The 15,288-nt window shown below is 64.9% G+C and carries 12 protein-coding genes; 7 read left to right on the top strand and 5 right to left on the bottom strand.

Annotation, left to right across the window (positions count from 1 at the left end; all coding sequences use genetic code 11):
- The first annotated feature begins 1 nt into the window (after position 1).
- The 3 genes from IC762_RS06060 to IC762_RS06070 all read left to right on the top strand — a co-directional run bounded on the left by IC762_RS06060 (position 2) and on the right by IC762_RS06070 (position 2,796).
- Positions 2-694 carry an amino acid ABC transporter permease gene (locus tag IC762_RS06060; protein ID WP_195787712.1) on the top strand — a complete coding sequence of 231 codons (693 nt, stop codon included), beginning with the start codon at positions 2-4 and terminating at the stop codon, positions 692-694.
- Between the two features lie 190 nt (positions 695-884).
- The gene (locus tag IC762_RS06065; protein WP_195787713.1) at positions 885-1,616 is read left to right on the top strand and encodes an amino acid ABC transporter ATP-binding protein; all 732 of its coding nucleotides are present in this window, start codon (positions 885-887) and stop codon (positions 1,614-1,616) included.
- A gap of 319 nt (positions 1,617-1,935) precedes the next feature.
- Entirely contained in the window at positions 1,936-2,796 is an 861-nt protein-coding gene (locus tag IC762_RS06070) for a D-amino-acid transaminase (protein ID WP_195787714.1), read from the top strand.
- 151 nt (positions 2,797-2,947) lie between these two features.
- Here the strand turns inward: IC762_RS06070 and IC762_RS06075 are convergent, their stop codons facing one another.
- The 3 genes from IC762_RS06075 to IC762_RS06085 form a co-directional block, all read right to left on the bottom strand.
- Complete coding sequence (locus tag IC762_RS06075; protein ID WP_195787715.1) at positions 2,948-3,406, bottom strand: carboxymuconolactone decarboxylase family protein; 459 nt, start codon at positions 3,404-3,406, stop codon at positions 2,948-2,950.
- Positions 3,407-3,435: 29 nt separating this feature from the next.
- A complete protein-coding gene (locus IC762_RS06080; protein ID WP_195787716.1) occupies positions 3,436-5,043 on the bottom strand; it encodes an MDR family MFS transporter in 1,608 nt (535 codons plus the stop codon).
- A 306-nt stretch (positions 5,044-5,349) separates the two neighbouring features.
- Positions 5,350-6,498: an HlyD family secretion protein gene (locus IC762_RS06085; protein ID WP_195787717.1), complete on the bottom strand. Its 1,149-nt coding sequence runs from the start codon at positions 6,496-6,498 to the stop codon at positions 5,350-5,352.
- 159 nt (positions 6,499-6,657) lie between these two features.
- Between IC762_RS06085 and IC762_RS06090 the strand changes: the two genes are divergently transcribed.
- Positions 6,658-7,569, top strand: a complete 912-nt coding sequence (locus IC762_RS06090) for a LysR family transcriptional regulator (RefSeq protein WP_195787718.1) — start codon at positions 6,658-6,660, stop codon at positions 7,567-7,569.
- A 250-nt stretch (positions 7,570-7,819) separates the two neighbouring features.
- On the opposite strand, the gene IC762_RS06095 is transcribed toward IC762_RS06090, so the two are convergent.
- Positions 7,820-8,890 (bottom strand): peptidyl-alpha-hydroxyglycine alpha-amidating lyase family protein, encoded by a 1,071-nt coding sequence (locus IC762_RS06095; RefSeq protein WP_195787719.1) that lies wholly within the window; start codon positions 8,888-8,890, stop codon positions 7,820-7,822.
- A 143-nt stretch (positions 8,891-9,033) separates the two neighbouring features.
- Here IC762_RS06095 and IC762_RS06100 point away from each other — a divergent pair, with 143 nt between their 5' ends.
- The 3 genes from IC762_RS06100 to mctP all read left to right on the top strand — a co-directional run bounded on the left by IC762_RS06100 (position 9,034) and on the right by mctP (position 11,825).
- A complete protein-coding gene (locus tag IC762_RS06100) occupies positions 9,034-10,002 on the top strand; it encodes a Bug family tripartite tricarboxylate transporter substrate binding protein (protein ID WP_195787720.1) in 969 nt (322 codons plus the stop codon).
- A 137-nt stretch (positions 10,003-10,139) separates the two neighbouring features.
- The gene (locus tag IC762_RS06105; protein ID WP_195787721.1) at positions 10,140-10,325 is read left to right on the top strand and encodes a DUF3311 domain-containing protein; all 186 of its coding nucleotides are present in this window, start codon (positions 10,140-10,142) and stop codon (positions 10,323-10,325) included.
- 9 nt (positions 10,326-10,334) lie between these two features.
- Positions 10,335-11,825, top strand: coding sequence for a monocarboxylate uptake permease MctP (mctP, locus tag IC762_RS06110; protein ID WP_195787722.1), 1,491 nt, complete (start codon positions 10,335-10,337; stop codon positions 11,823-11,825).
- Here the strand turns inward: mctP and IC762_RS06115 are convergent.
- On the bottom strand, positions 11,796-15,272 hold the full coding sequence (locus IC762_RS06115; protein ID WP_195787723.1) for an indolepyruvate ferredoxin oxidoreductase family protein: 3,477 nt from the start codon (positions 15,270-15,272) through the stop codon (positions 11,796-11,798). The two genes, mctP and IC762_RS06115, sit on opposite strands and share 30 nt — an antisense overlap.
- Between the last annotated feature and the right edge of the window lie 16 nt (positions 15,273-15,288).

A 15,288-nucleotide genomic window follows, 5' to 3' on the forward strand; every position in this document is an offset into this window, starting at 1 on the left:
GATGCTCGGCAATTTCGATTTCGACGTCATTCGCCGCGCGCTGCCCTATCTGTTCCTCGAGGGCATGCGCTTCACGCTGACCCTGACGGCGCTGGCTGCGTTCGGCGGCCTGGTGTTCGGCACGCTGATCGCGCTGATGCGATTGTCCAGTTACAAGGTGCTCGGGCGCATCGCGGGCCTCTATGTCGACTTCATACGTTCGCTGCCGCTGGTGCTGGTGATCTTCTGGTTCTACTTCCTGGTGCCCTATATCGGGCAGTGGCTGACCGGCGCGTCGCGGCCGATCAGCGTCGGCGCCTTCGCTTCCTCGCTGATCACCTTTATCGCATTCGAGGCGGCGTATTTCTCCGAGATCATGCGCGCCGGCATCCAGTCGATCTCGCGCGGCCAGCCGGCCGCGGCCAACGCGCTCGGCCTGACCTACGCGCAGACCATGCGCTACATCGTGCTGCCGCAGGCGTTCCGCAACATGCTGCCGGTGCTGCTGACGCAGACCATCGTGCTGTTCCAGGACACCTCGCTGGTCTACGTGCTGTCGATCCCGGATTTCCTCGGCGCCGCCAGCAAGGTTGCGCAGCGCGACGGCCGCCTGGTCGAGATGTACCTGTTCGCCGCGCTGGTCTACTTCGTCATTTCCTGTATCGCGTCCTTCGGCGTCCGCCGCCTGCAGGCGCGCATTGCCATTGTCAGATAGCGCCATGGCATCGATGGTTCGAGCGACGGACTTCTTCACCTCTCCCACAGGGAGAGGTCGGCGCGCAGCGCCGGGTGAGGGGTCCTGGTCCATCGATGGAGCAAAACCCCTCACCCGGATCGCTGACGCGATCCGACCTCTCCCGATGGGAGAGGTGACGCACCGTATTAGCTGCAACCGTTGAGCCATCATGATCGAGATCAACCACATCAACAAATGGTACGGGCCGAGCTTCCAGGTGCTGAAGGACTGCACCACCAGCGTCGCCAAGGGCGAGGTGGTGGTGGTCTGCGGTCCGTCAGGTTCGGGCAAGTCGACCCTGATCAAATGCGTCAACGCGCTGGAGCCGATCCAGGGCGGCGACATCACGCTCGACGGCATCAAGGTCAACGATCCCAAGACCAATTTGCCGAAGCTGCGCTCCCGCGTCGGCATGGTGTTTCAGCATTTCGAGCTGTTCCCGCATCTGCGCATCATCGACAATCTCTGCTTGGCGCAGGAAAAAGTGCTGGGCCGCAAGCATGACGACGCGCTCGCCAAGGGCATGAAGCTGCTGGACCGGGTGGGCTTGAACGATCACGCCAAGAAGTTTCCGGCGGAGTTGTCCGGCGGCCAGCAGCAGCGCGTCGCGATCGCGCGGGCGCTCGCCATGGACCCGATCGCGATGCTGTTCGACGAGCCGACCTCGGCGCTCGATCCCGAAATGATCAGCGAGGTGCTCGACGTGATGGTCGACCTCGCCCGCGAGGGCATGACCATGATGGTCGTCACCCACGAAATGGGCTTTGCCAACAAGGTCGCCGACCGCGTCATCTTCATGGACCGCGGCGAGATCGTCGAGGATGCCAAGAAGGCCGACTTCTTCGGCACCCCCCGCAGCGACCGCGCGCAGAAGTTCTTGTCGAAGATCTTGCAGCACTGAGGGGCCACATCGGCCAAATCCGTCATCCTGAGAGGATGTGGATGCACAATTCTCGATGACGCAACGTATGCGATGTCGTCCCGGCCTAGTGCGCAATTGCGCACGGGAGCCGGGACCCATAACCACTGAAGGTCATTGTTGTGCTACGCTGGAGCCGCAGCTTTCTTTAACAACTCAACCCTGTGGTAATGGGTCCCGGCCTTCGCCGGGACGACGAGGGGGATTCGTGCGGCTGGCGTTGCGCCGGAGGGTTTATCCGCATTAACAATTTGCGTATAGGAAAGGGCAGAACCAGCCCTTCGTCCGCAGGAGAACTCGCGTGGAAAAGATCGCTTACGTCAACGGCTCGTTCGTGCCGCACTCCGAGGCCAAGGTCTCGGTGTTCGACCGCGGCTTCCTGTTCGCCGACGGCATCTACGAAGTGGCGGCGGTGCTCGACGGCAAGTTGATCGACAACGCCTCGCATCTGGCACGGCTGAAGCGCTCGGTCGGCGAGATCGAGCTGGCGCTGCCGGAGACGCTGGAGCGGATCGAGGCGATCCAGAAGGAGCTCGTTGCGCGCAACAACCTCGTCAACGGCATGGTCTATCTCGAAGTCACCCGCGGCGCCGACAAGGGCCGCGACTTCCCGTTCCCCAAGGCCGACGTCACGCCGACGCTGGTGATGTTCACTTCCGAAAAGGACATCATCAACGCGCCGTCGGCCAAATCAGGCATCAACGTCATCACCGTGCCGGACATCCGCTGGGAACGTCGCGACATCAAGAGTGTGGCGCTGCTCGCGCAAGTGCTGGCCAAGCAGGCTGCCGCGGCGGCGGGCGCCGGCGAGGCCTGGATGATCGAGGACGGCAAGGTCACCGAAGGCGGGTCGTCGTCGGCCTTCATCGTCACCCAGGACGACGTCATCGTGACCCGACAGAACGGCAACGAGATCCTGCCCGGCTGCACCCGCAAGGCGGTGGTCAAGCTCGCCGAGGAGCGCCAGCTCCGCATCGAGGAACGCGCCTTCACGGTGGAAGAGGCGCTCGCCGCCAAGGAAGCCTTCATCACCAGCGCCTCGGTGTTCGTGCAGGGCGTGGTCAAGGTCGACGGCAAGCCGGTCGGCAACGGCAAGGTCGGCCCGATGACGGAGCGTTTGCGCGAGATCTATGTCGAGTTCGCCAAGGCGACGGCGGTCTAATTGTTCCGCATTCTCCAGTGTCGTCGCCCGGCTTGACCGGGTGACCCAGTATTCCAGAGACAGCAGTGCTTGAGCCGAAAGGCCCCGGCGTACTGGGTGCCCCGCTCAAGGCGGGGCATGACAGCGGAGTGTGGGCCGGGCAGCGATGCCCTCACGCCGCAACCTTCACCTTCACGGGATGCACTGCACGGAAGCCGATCGCGATCCGGTTCCAGGCGTTGATCGCTCCGATCAGCGTGGTGAGGTTGACCAGCTCGGTGTCCGAGAACTGGGCGTGCACCGCATCGTAGTCGGCGTCGGGCGCGTGGGTTTTCGCGACCAGCGTCAGTGCTTCGGTCCAGGCCAGCGCGGCGCGCTCGCGATCCGAATAAAGCGGCGATTCGCGCCAGGCGTTGAGGAGATAGAGCCGCTGTTCGGTCTCGCCGTGCTTGCGGGCGTCGTCGGTGTGCATGTTGATGCAATAGGCACAGCCATTGATCTGCGAGGCGCGGGTCTTGACCAGCTCGATCAGCGACTGCTCGAGGCCGCTGGCGCTGATCTGGTTTTCCACGGCGACCAGCGCCTTGATGGTCTCGGGGGCGGCTTGGTAGAAGTTCATGCGGGGCTTCATGGCGGTTCTCCTTTGCCTGATGACTGAAATTAGTGCGCGCCGCCGCCGGCGAGCGCGCCGGGCTTCTTCAAGAACAGTCCCGCGATCAGCGCCACGATCAGGGCGGCACCGAGCAGGTAGAAGGTGTCGCTGAAGGCGAGGATGAAGGACTGCTTCTGCACGATCTTGCCGATCGCGACGAAGGCGCGGCTGGTGGCATCGAGCTGGTTGGCGACGCCGTGGCTCATGAAATACTGGGTCAGCTGGTCGATCCGGGTGCGGGTCGCCTGATCGAACAGCGAGATCTGCTCGCTCAGCACGTTGGAGTGATACTGTTCGCGCTTGGTCAGCAGCGTTTGCAGGATGGCGATGCCGACGGCGCCGCCGAGATTGCGCATCATGTTGAACAGGCCGGAGGCGGAGCCCGCATTCTCCGGCTCGATGCCCGCCGTCGCGACCGCGGACAGCGGCGCCATCACCAGTGCTTGACCGATGGCGCGGACGATGTTGGGCCAGAACAGCTGGTCGGTGGCGTAGTCGTTGGTCATGAAGATGTTCATGAAGTTGGAGCCGGCGAACAGCGCAAAGCCTGCGCCAATCAGGATCCGGGCATCGAAGCGCTGCATCAGCCGCGGCACCAGCGGGATCAGCAACAGCTGCGGCAATCCGGTCCACGCCAGCACCATGCCGATCTGCTCGGCATTGTAGCCCTGGATGCGCGACAGATACTGCGGCAGGATGAACACCGAGCCGTACAGCGCGACGCCGAGCAGGAAATTCGCCAGCATGCCGAAGCCGAAATTGCGCCGCACCAGCAGGCGCAGATTGAGCAGCGGCTTCTCCGTGGTGAGCTCGATCACCAGGAAGGCGGTCAGCGCCACCGCCGCGATGACGGACAGGCGGACGATGAAGTCCGAGCCGAACCAGTCGTCCTTGTTGCCCTCTTCGAGCACGGTCTGCAGCGCGGCAAGCCCGATCGCCATGGTGACGATGCCGAACCAGTCGCCCTGGCGGAGCAGCGAGAGCTTCATCGGGCTCGACTCCAGCGAGAAGTACAGCATGCCGATCATGATCGCGCCGGGCACCAGGTTGACATAGAAGATGTACTGCCAGCCCCAGTTCTCGGTGAGATAGCCGCCGATGGTCGGGCCGATCGCCGGCGCGAACGTCGCCGAGATCGCAAACAGCGCCAGCCCGATCGGCTGCTTCGCCCGCGGCAGCAGCGTGATGATCAGCGTGAATGCCAGCGGGATCAGCACGCCGCCGCAGAACCCCTGCACGGCGCGCAACACAATCATCTGCGGCAGGTCCTGCGCCAGCGCGCAGGCCGCCGAGAACACCAGGAACAGGACGGCATTGACGAGCAGATATTTGCGCACCGAGAACACCTGGGCGAGCCAGCCGCTCAGTGGGATCACGATGATCTCGGCGATCAGATACGAGGTCGAGATCCAGCCGCCGTCATCGATGCCGGCCCCGATTGCGCCCTGCACGTCGGCAAGCGAGGCGTTGACGATCTGGATGTTGAGCACCGCCATGAACGCCCCGAGATTGGCGCCGATCACCGCGATCCAGGTCTTGGCGGAGACCGTGGGCGCGACTGGCGTTGCGGGCGCATTGAGGGCGGCAGGGTTGGCTGTAGGCTGTAGTGCGGTCATCGGAATTCTCTGCGTTGGTGCAGAGAGGATGCATTACGAAGCCGGCTTCGATAATCGGGGAAAGAGCGGAAGGATTGTTGGGCGATGATTGATAATCGTTGCCCGATGGTGAGGCTCGGGTACCTCGTCCCGCTCAGGCACACCGTATCCAAAGCGTCGTCCCGGCGAAGGCCGGGACCCATAATCACAAATCACGGTTGCTGCGCGCAGCTCGACCGACGAGGCGCGTTTCACAACTTCTGCCGCGGAGTATGGGTCCCGGCCTTCGCCGGGACGACGCTGGTTTAGGGAGCAGGCGCCGCAGCGCTATCCCCCATTCGCCCGCGCCGCCGACGCCACGCGTCGCTTCTCGTCGCCCTCCGCCATCACCGTCGCCTTGGTATTGACGGTCGGCAGCGCCGACATGCCCGGGCGCAGCAAGCCGGCAAGCTTGTGGTCGTCGAGCACGATCTTCACCGGCACGCGCTGCACGATCTTGGTGAAGTTGCCGGTGGCGTTGTCGGGCGGCAGCAGCGCGAATTCGAGGCCGCTGGCCGGTGACAGGCTGTCGACATGGCCTTTCAGCGTGGTGTTGCGGAAACTGTCGACGGTGAGCTCGACCGGCTGGCCGTTGCGTACATGGGTGAGCTGGGTTTCCTTGAAATTGGCGACCACATAGACCGCATCGAGCGGCACCACCGCCATCAGCTGGGTGCCGGCCTGCACATACTGGCCGACCCGCAGCGTGCGGGCGCCCACGGTGCCGTCCACAGGCGCGGTGATCTCGGTGTAGGACAGGTTCAGCTCGGCCTGCTGCGCGACTGCGCGGGCATGATCGAGCTGTGCTGTGGCCTGGGCGCGCTGCGTGCTCAGCACATCGAGCTTGCGTTCGGCCGCTACAGCTGCGGATTTCGCGCCCTCCAGCTGCGCGGTGTTGGCGCGCAACGCCGCATCGGTCTGCTGCGCGCGCTGGATGGTGCCGGAGCCGGACTTCATCAGCCCGTCGTAGCGGGCCTGTTCCTCCTGCGCGAATTTCAGATTGGCCTCGGCGGCGTCGACGTCGGCCTTGCTCTGCGCGATCACCGGCTGCTGCAGTGCGAGCTGCGCATCGAGGTTGCGCACCGAGGCTGTTGCGGCATCGACATCCGCCTTGGCCTGGCTGAGCGCGGTGCGGTAATCGCGGTCGTCGATCTGCGCCAGCACCTGCCCGGCCTTCACCGGCTGGTTGTCGGTCACCAGCACCCGCGCGATATAGCCCGATACTTTCGGGGCGATGATCGTGGAGTCCGCCTTCACATAGGCGTCGTCGGTCGATTCCAGGTAGCGGCCGGTGGTGAAATAGTCGTAGCCGAAGTCGCCGGCGACGGCGATACCGAGCGCCACGGCAAGGGCGAGGGCCGCCCGCTTGATCGCCCTGCGGGATGGGCGCAGGCTGGTTTTGGCAGTTTCCTCAGTGACATAGGTTGCCGTCGACATCGCATCCTCCTGGTCGAGCGCTTCGCGTCCTTCCAGAAAGGGCGCCAGTTACGGCCCCTTTGATGCAATATCCTCCCCGCTGTGATAATCCCGGAAAAACTGGAAGCATTATCAAGCCAGCGCCGATAATCCGGAACTTGCCGACCCAAGACTTGCCGCATGGATCGCCTGACCAGCCTGACCGCCTTTGTCCGCGTCGTGGACGCCGGAGGCTTTTCCGCGGCCGGCCGCAAGCTCAACATGTCGACCACCATGGTCAGCAACCATGTCCAGGCGCTGGAGGATCGGCTTGGCGTGCGGCTGCTCAACCGCACCACGCGCAAGGTCAGCCTGACCGAGGTCGGCCAGGTCTATTACGACCGCTCAGTCCAGATCCTGGCCGATATCGAGCAGGCCGACGACATCGCCGGCGCCCTGCAATCGGTGCCGCGCGGCACGCTGCGGATCTACACCAACACCCATATCGTCCAGTTCCTGTCGCCCGCGGTCGCCGAGTTCCTGGCGACCTATCCCGAGGTCAAGGTCGACCTCACCATCGGCGAGCGTAATGTCGATCTGATCGACGAGAATTACGATCTCGCGGTGCGGATGATCCCGCCGCCCGACTCCAGCCTGATCGTGCGCAACATCGCCACCTGGCGCCACGTGCTGTGCTGCTCGCACGGCTATATCGAACAGCACGGCAAACCCGAGCAACTCGCCGATCTGCAGGCGCGCAATTGCGTTCAGCACGTCAATTATCCCTTCCGCGACGAGTGGCGCTTCACCGACCGCAAGGGCATGCCGGCCTCGGTGCGGGTCTCCGGCAATCTGATCTCCAACAGCGGCGAGACGCTGCGGCTCGCAGCGCTGGCCGGCGTCGGTGTCTGGCTGGCCGCAGGGTTCCTCATCCGCGACGATCTGGAATCCGGCGCGCTGGTTCGCCTGCTGCCGGAATACCGGCCGGTCGAGTTGACGATGAACGCGGTCTATCCGCACCGCCATCATCTGTCGGCCAAGGTGCGCACCTTCATCGACCTCCTGGTGCGCCATGCGACCGAGCAGCAGAAGCTGATCAATCCGTATTCGTGATGATGGTTGAGAGAGCCGCGTGCTCAATCCATCACCGTCATCCTGAGGAGCCGCGCAGCGGCGTCTCGAAGGATCGACGGCCACCGCCCGGGCCGTGCATCCTTCGAGGCTCGCAAGAGCTCGCACCTCAGGATGACGGGATTGGCAGCAGCACTGCGTAGGGTGGGCAAAGCGAAGCGTGCCCACCGTCAAGTGACGTGCTCGGGAGGGTGGGCACGCTGCGCTTTGCCCACCCTACGAAGCTACAACATCACGGCTTCAGCAGCAGCTTCTGCACCCGCCAGTTCAAGAGCTCGGCGACGTACAGCACATTCTCCGACGGGCACGCCATCGCGTGGATCCAGCCGAATTGCTTCAACTGCTTGCCGGATTGCCCGAGCATGCCGAGCACCTTGCCGTCGAGCGACAGCTTGTAGATGCGGCCGGGCCAGGCGTCCGACGAGTATAGCACCTGGTGCGGCGGCGGGGTGATGCAGATCGCCCAGGGCGAGCCCGGATGGAAGGTGCCGCCGGCCATCATCGCCTCGTCGGGAATCTTGCCGATCGCGGGCCGGGCATCTGGCGGCACCGGCACGTCGATCGTGAACTGGCGCAGGAATTTGCCGTCCTTGTCGAACACCTGGATGCGGTGATTGCCACGGTCGGCGACATAGACATTGTCGTCGGCGTCGGTCGCGATCGAATGCGGCGTGTTGAACTGGCCGGGCTCCTTGCCGCGGTCGCCCCACGACTTCAGCCAGTTGCCGTCCTTGTCGACCTTGGCGACGCGCGAATTGATGTAGCCGTCGCTGATGAAGGTGTCGCCGGCCTTGTCGCAGGCGACATCGGTGACCTGGCGGAAGCGGCCGTCCTCGGCCGGCAGCGGCGGCTTCGGATGCTTCAGCGGCGCGGTGTCCTCGTCGGAGGCCTCCTGCTTGCGGCCGAACACCATCACGACGCGGCCCTCGGGATCGAACTTGATCACCATGCCCGAACCCTTGTCGGTGACCCAGATATTGTCCTGCGGATCGATCTTCACGGTGTGCCCGAACGACCAGGCATAGAGGTTCTTGCCGATCTCCCTGACATATTTGCCTTGGGCGTCGAACTCGAGCAGTTGCGTCGCCGCGGCGGCATAGGCCGGGCCATTGGTGTTGCCGCGCGACAGCACGAAGACGTGTCCCTTGGAATTGAGCGAGACGCCCGAGGCCTCGCCGAAATACATGTTGGTCGGCAGCTTGAGCGGATTGGGCACGGACTCGAAGGCGATGGTGGGAACCGCCTGCTGCGCGAACGCTTGTGGTGCGATCAGCAGCATCAATCCGGCGAGCCAGTGCCTCATACCATCCTCCCACATGATTTTCGGCGCGGATGCTAGTCGATGGCATCAGGCGGCACATGTCCGCGCCGCGTCATGCCACTCATCGTCCATTGCATGGCGCAGCCGTGTATGAAGGCTGCATCGCTCGCCGCCGGGGGCCTGCCATGCTGCTTCGTCTCGTCACGATGGTCTTCGCGATTGCAGCAAATGCGCTGCTGCACGCGCCGGCTTTTGCCGCCTATCCCGACCACGTCATCAAGATCGTGGTGCCGTTCGCGCCGGGCGGCGGCACCGACGTCGTCGCGCGCACGCTGGCGCAGGAGATGCAGAAGGACCTCGGCGCCACCGTCATCATCGAGAACAAGCCGGGCGCGGGCACCATCATCGGCACGCAGAGCGCTGCGACCAGCCCCGCGGACGGCTACACGCTGCTGATGGGCACGTTTGCCAACGCAGTGAATCCGAGCCTCTACAGTAAATTGCCCTATGACCCGCACAAGGATTTCGCGCCGGTGGCGCTGGTCGCGCGCTCCTTCAATGTCGTCGTGGTCAATCCGGCCTCGCCGATCAAGTCGATCGCCGACCTGACCGCGGCCGCGAAGGCTGATCCGGAGAAATTCTCCTACGGCACCTATGGCACCGGCACCTCGGCGCATCTGGCCGGCGAGCTCTACAAGCATTTGGCCGGCGTCAATCTGACGACCGTGCCCTACAAGGGCGCCGCGCCGGCGATCACCGATCTGCTCGGCGGCCAGATCCAGGTGATGTTCACGACGGTCGCAAGCTGCGCCTCGCTGGTCGCGAGTGGACAGTTGCGCGCGATCGCGGTGACCTCGGCCGAGCGTTCGGCGGCGTTTCCGCAATTGCCGACGGTGGCGGAGGCTGGCGTGCCGGGCTATCTCGCGGAATCCTGGTACGGCCTGTTCGCGCCTGCGAACACGCCGCCCGATGTCATCGACCGCCTCAACAAATCCGCCGCAAAAGCCGTGCAGTCGGACGCCTTCAGGCAGCTCGCAGTCAATGAGGGTCTCGTGATGGCCGCCGCTCCGCCGGCCGAGCTTGACCGCTACTTTGCCGGCGAGGAGGCGCGCTGGCGAAAGGTGGTCCAGGACGCCGGCATCAAGGCGGAGTAGGCACGATCACGTCTTTGTGCATCGCCCTGCCGTAACCGTGATTCTAGACGCAACCAACAAGTTCCCGGGTCGTTGATCCCTGGACAATGGAGAATGAACCGCCGGCTTGGATTGGGCCGTGGACGAAAGAATGGGTGATGTGGATTCTGTTGTTGCTGCCGTTCGTCGGCTTGCTGTGGGTGCCGTTCTATAATTTCGCCGAGCCGTCGCTGTTCGGCTTTCCCTTCTTCTACTGGTACCAGCTCGCCTGGGTGCCGATCTCCTCGCTGCTGATCTGGCTGGTCTATCGCGGCCGCAAGCCCGACGCCGACGAGACGCGGTGAGGGGCTGACATGACCGATCACGTCGCCTGGGTGGCGCTCTCCGTCTTCATCTTCTTCTTTGCCCTCGTCACCGTGATGGGCTTCTTCGCCGCGCGCTGGAAGTCCGGTCCGGTCGGCGAACATCTCGACGAATGGGGCCTCGGCGGCCGCCAGTTCGGCACCTGGATCACCTGGTTCTTAGTCGGTGGCGATTTCTACACCGCCTACACCGTGATTGCGGTGCCGGCGCTGGTCTATGCGGTTGGCGCCTACGGCTTCTTTGCGCTGCCCTACACCATCATCGTCTATCCCTTCGTGTTCGCGGTCATGCCGGTGCTGTGGAAGAAGGCGCACGCCGCAGGGCACGTCACCGCGGCCGACGTCGTGCACGCCGCCTACGGCTCGCGCGCGCTCGAGCTTGCGGTGGCGCTGACCGGCATCGTCGCCACCATGCCCTACATCGCGCTGCAATTGATCGGCATGGAGGTCGTGATCAAGGCGATGGGCTTGACCGGCGAGCTGCCGATCATCGCCGCCTTCGTGATCCTCGCGCTCTACACCTACAGCTCCGGCCTGCGCGCGCCGGCGCTGATCGCCTTCGTCAAGGACATCATGATCTACATCGTGGTGCTGACGGCGGTGGTCGTGGTGCCCGCCAAGCTCGGCGGCTATGCCGCGGTGTTTTCGGCAGCCGGCGATGCCTTTACCGCGAAGGGCGGTGCGACCGGCTTGACCTTGAAGCCGGCGCAGTACCTGCCCTATGCGACGCTGGCGCTCGGCTCGGCGCTCGCGGCCTTCATGTATCCGCATACGCTGACCGGCATCTTCGCCTCGAAGTCCGCGGATACCATCCGCAAGAACGCGATCCTGCTGCCGGCCTACACGCTGTTGCTCGGCCTGATCGCGCTGCTCGGCTACATGGCCTATGCCGCCGGGGTGAAGGTGACGTCGCCGAACGACGTGGTGCCGATGCTGTTCAAGACGCTGTTCCCGGAATGGTTCGCCGGCTTCGCGTTCTCCGCGATCGCGATCGGCGCGCTGGTGCCGGCGGCGGTGATGAGCATCGGCGCCGCCAATCTGTTCACCCGCAATGTCTGGAAGTCCTACGTCAATCCGGGCATCTCGCATGCCGGTGAAGCGTCGGTGGCCAAGATCACCTCGCTGGTGGTGAAGGTCGGCGCGCTGGCCTTCATCCTGTTCCTGCCGACGCAATATGCACTCGACCTGCAACTGCTCGGCGGCCTCTGGATCGTGCAGACCTTGCCGGCGCTGGTGTTCGGCCTGTTCACCGTCTGGTTCCGTGCCGAGGGCCTGCTGCTCGGCTGGGCCGTCGGCATCGGCTGGGGCACCTATACGGCGTGGAGCAACGGGCTGAAGCCGCTCGCCACCATCTCGTTCGGCGATAGCAGCTACGCCTTCTATGTCGGTCTTGGTGCGCTCCTGCTCAACATCGCGGTCGCCGTGCTCGCGACAACAGTGGTCGGCATGATCTCACCCGCCAAGCGCAGCGCGGCGGCCTGAGCCATCGCCTGTATCCGACGGGGCGGAGGTGAGTTGCGCGGTCAGCCGCGCCACCTCCGCCCTGGTCGTTACGATCGCCGCATCCTTCACCGGCCCGTAGCCGCGGATCTCCATCGGCGCCTTTGCAAGCGCGACGAGATCGGGCAGCCGCGCCGAATCGAGCTTGCCGAGCATGGTGTCGATCAGCGCCTCATACCAGCTGATCAGCTCACGCTCGGCGCGCCGTTCAGCGGTGTAGCCGAACACGTCGAACGCCGTGCCGCGCAGCCGCTTGAGCCGCGCCAGCAGCCGTAGCGGCGTCTGGATCCACTGCCCGAACGCCCGCTTGCGCGGCCGTCCGCGGGCATCCAGCCGCGAGGCGAGGAACGGCGGTGCCAGGTGGTACTGCACCGTGAAGTCGCCATCGAATTCGCGCTTCAGCTGGTCGAGGAATCCCGTCTGCATATGCAGCCGCGCCACCTCGTACTCGTCCTTGTAGGCCATCAGCTTGAACAGTGAGCGCGCGACGGCGTCGGTGAGGCTCTCGCTACCCAGTGCCGCCTCGGCGCGCCGCACGCGATCGACCGTCGCACGATAGCGCGCGGCATAGGCCTCATCCTGATAGTCACGGAGAAAATCGGCGCGCAGCGCAATGACCTGGTCCAGCGTCTCCGATGCCTTGGCATCAGCATCTTCGCCCTTCGGCAAAAACTCCGGATCGGCAAATGCGATCCGGCCCCAGGCCAGCGCCTGCTTGTTGCGCTCCACCGTCACGCCGTTCAGCTCGATCGCGCGCGTCAGCGCCTCGAGCGAGACCGGCACCAGCCCCTGCTGCCAGGCGAAGCCGAGCATCATGATATTGGCGTACACGCTGTCGCCGGTGAGTCGTTCGGCCAGCGCGTTGGCATCGATGGTGACGAGATTATCCGGGCCGATCACCCGTTCGATCGCCCGCAAGCGCACCGGCGAGGCGAGGTCGGCGTCGCGGAAGCGAACCACGTCGCCGGTCGGCATCTCCGCGATGTTGATCGCCGCGCGCATGCCCCGGCGATAGGTGCCGGACGCTTTTGCCGACGAGCTGACCACGAGGTCGCAGCCGATCAGCGCATTCGCCGCGCCCTGGTCGATCCGCACCTGATGCAACGCGTCAGGCGTTGCCGCCAGCCGCAGGAAACTCAGCACGGGTCCGAATTTCTGCGCAAAGCCGGTGAAGTCGAGCACGGAGGCGCCGCGGCCTTCGAGATGCGCGGCCATCGCGATCAGTGCGCCGACCGTGATCACGCCGGTGCCGCCGACGCCGGTGACGAGCAGGTCGTAGGGCCGCTCCAGCGCGAAAAACGCCGGCGCCGGCAGCGTTGCGGCACGCACGATCGGATCGATTGCGCTTGCCGCCTTCGCCCGCCGCTTGCCGCCCTCGATGGTGACAAAGCTCGGGCAGAAGCCGTTGAGGCAGGAAAAGTCCTTGTTGCAGGTCGAGAGGTTGATCTTGCGCTTGCGGCCGAACGGCGTCTCCTTCGGCTCGACGCTGAGGCAATTCGATTCCACCGAGCAGTCGCCGCAGCCTTCGCAGACGAGGTCATTGATCATGGCGAAGCGCGCCGGATCGGCCATCGTGCCGCGCTTGCGCCGCCGCCGCTTTTCGGTGGCGCAGGTCTGCTGATAGATCAGCACGGTGACGCCCTTGACCTCGCGCAGCTCGCGCTGCACGGCGTCCATCTCCTCGCGCGGATGGATAGTGACGCCTGCAGGCAGCTCCGCCGGCGAGACATGCGAAGGCTCATCCGACACCAGCGCGATCCGCGCCACGCCCTCGGCGCGGACGCTGTGCGCGATCGCCTGTACGCTGACGGGCCCATCGACCGGCTGGCCGCCGGTCATCGCCACCGCATCGTTGAACAGGATCTTGTAGGTGATGTTGGCTTGGGCCGCGATCGCCTGCCGGATCGCCATCGAGCCGGAATGATAGTAGGTGCCTTCGCCGAGATTCTGGAACACATGGCTGTTGCCGGTAAATTTCGATGATGCCGCCCAGTTGACGCCTTCGCCGCCCATCTGGATCAGCGACGAGGTCTCGCGGTCCATCCAGCTCGCCATGAAATGGCAGCCGATGCCGGCCAGCGCCTTGGAGCCTTCGGGCACCTTCGTGGATGTGTTGTGCGGGCAGCCCGAGCAGAAATACGGCGTGCGCGTCGCGCCCGGCACCGCGATGGTGCGATCCTGGTCCGGCGCCAGCGCAGCGACGCGTTGCGCCAATCGCAACTCCGGAAACATCGGATCGAGCCGCCGTGCCAGCACGTCGGCAAGCATCCGCGGCGACAATTCGCCGGTCCAGGATATCAGCCGCGCGCCCGTCTCGTCATGCTTGCCGACCATCCGCTCCGGCTTCGATCCGGGATAGTCGTAGAAATATTCCTTGAACTGGCTCTCGATGATGCCGCGCTTCTCCTCGACCACCAGAATCTCGCGCTTGCCCTTCACGAATTCCATCGCATCGTGCAGCGCGAGCGGCCACACCATGCCGACCTTGTAGATGTCGATGCCGTAGCGGCGGCAACTGGCTTCATCGAGCCCGACCAGCCGCAGCGCCTCCATCAGGTCGAGATGCGCCTTGCCCGTGGTGACGATGCCGTAGGTCGCATCCCTGACATCGTAGATGCGGCGGTCGATCGGATTGGCCTTTGCGAAGGCGTAGACCGCGTGCTTCTTCGCCTCCAGCCGCTCCTCGATCTGCGGCCCCGGCAGATCCGGCCAGCGATAGTGCAGGCCGCCCGGCGGCGGCGTGAACTCCGGCGTTGCGAACACGCGCGGCGCGCGGAGCTCCACCGATGCGCCGGATTCCACGATCTCCGAGATCGCCTTGAAGCCGACCCACATGCCGGAGAAGCGGCTCAGCGCGTAGCCGTATTCGCCGAAGGCGAGGTATTCGCCGACATCGGCCGGATGCAGCGTCGGCATGAACCAGCTCATGAAGGCCACGTCGGACTGGTGCGGCATCGACGACGACACGCAGCCATGATCGTCGCCGGCGACGACCAGCACGCCGCCATGCGGCGACGAGCCATAGGCGTTGCCGTGCTTGAGCGCATCGCCGGAGCGATCGACGCCGGGCCCTTTGCCGTACCACAGCCCGAACACGCCCTCGACCTCGCGATCCCGTTGCGTCTCCACCTGCTGCGAGCCGAGCACGGCAGTCGCCGCAAGGTCCTCGTTGACAGCGGGCAGGAATTCGATGCGGCTCTCCTTCAGTTCATCCTTGATCTTCCACAGTTCGAGATCGACGCCGCCGAGCGGCGAGCCGCGGTAGCCCGAGATGAAGCCGGCGGTGGAGAGCCCGGCCGCGCGATCGCGGCGCGCCTGGTCGAGCGCGATGCGGACGATCGCCTGCGTGCCGGTGAGGAAGACGCGGCCGCGCTCGCGGCTGTAGCGGTCGGAGAGTCGGTAAGCGTCGAGCTGCAGCATCTGGCCCATGAGGGACCCCTTGGGA

Source organism: Bradyrhizobium genosp. L (assembly GCF_015624485.1).
In the GTDB taxonomy this organism is placed as follows: domain Bacteria; phylum Pseudomonadota; class Alphaproteobacteria; order Rhizobiales; family Xanthobacteraceae; genus Bradyrhizobium.

What these genes read in the sequence shown, in the direction of transcription:
- IC762_RS06060 (WP_195787712.1), top strand. Translation starts at nt 2, where the DNA reads ATGCTCGGCAATTTCGATTTCGACGTCATTCGCCGCGCGCTGCCCTAT.
- IC762_RS06065 (WP_195787713.1), top strand. Translation starts at nt 885, where the DNA reads ATGATCGAGATCAACCACATCAACAAATGGTACGGGCCGAGCTTCCAG.
- IC762_RS06075 (WP_195787715.1), bottom strand. Translation starts at nt 3,406, where the DNA reads ATGAAGCCCCGCATGAACTTCTACCAAGCCGCCCCCGAGACCATCAAG.
- IC762_RS06080 (WP_195787716.1), bottom strand. Translation starts at nt 5,043, where the DNA reads ATGACCGCACTACAGCCTACAGCCAACCCTGCCGCCCTCAATGCGCCC.
- IC762_RS06085 (WP_195787717.1), bottom strand. Translation starts at nt 6,498, where the DNA reads ATGTCGACGGCAACCTATGTCACTGAGGAAACTGCCAAAACCAGCCTG.
- IC762_RS06090 (WP_195787718.1), top strand. Translation starts at nt 6,658, where the DNA reads ATGGATCGCCTGACCAGCCTGACCGCCTTTGTCCGCGTCGTGGACGCC.
- IC762_RS06095 (WP_195787719.1), bottom strand. Translation starts at nt 8,890, where the DNA reads ATGAGGCACTGGCTCGCCGGATTGATGCTGCTGATCGCACCACAAGCG.
- IC762_RS06100 (WP_195787720.1), top strand. Translation starts at nt 9,034, where the DNA reads ATGCTGCTTCGTCTCGTCACGATGGTCTTCGCGATTGCAGCAAATGCG.
- IC762_RS06105 (WP_195787721.1), top strand. Translation starts at nt 10,140, where the DNA reads ATGTGGATTCTGTTGTTGCTGCCGTTCGTCGGCTTGCTGTGGGTGCCG.
- mctP (WP_195787722.1), top strand. Translation starts at nt 10,335, where the DNA reads ATGACCGATCACGTCGCCTGGGTGGCGCTCTCCGTCTTCATCTTCTTC.
- IC762_RS06115 (WP_195787723.1), bottom strand. Translation starts at nt 15,272, where the DNA reads ATGGGCCAGATGCTGCAGCTCGACGCTTACCGACTCTCCGACCGCTAC.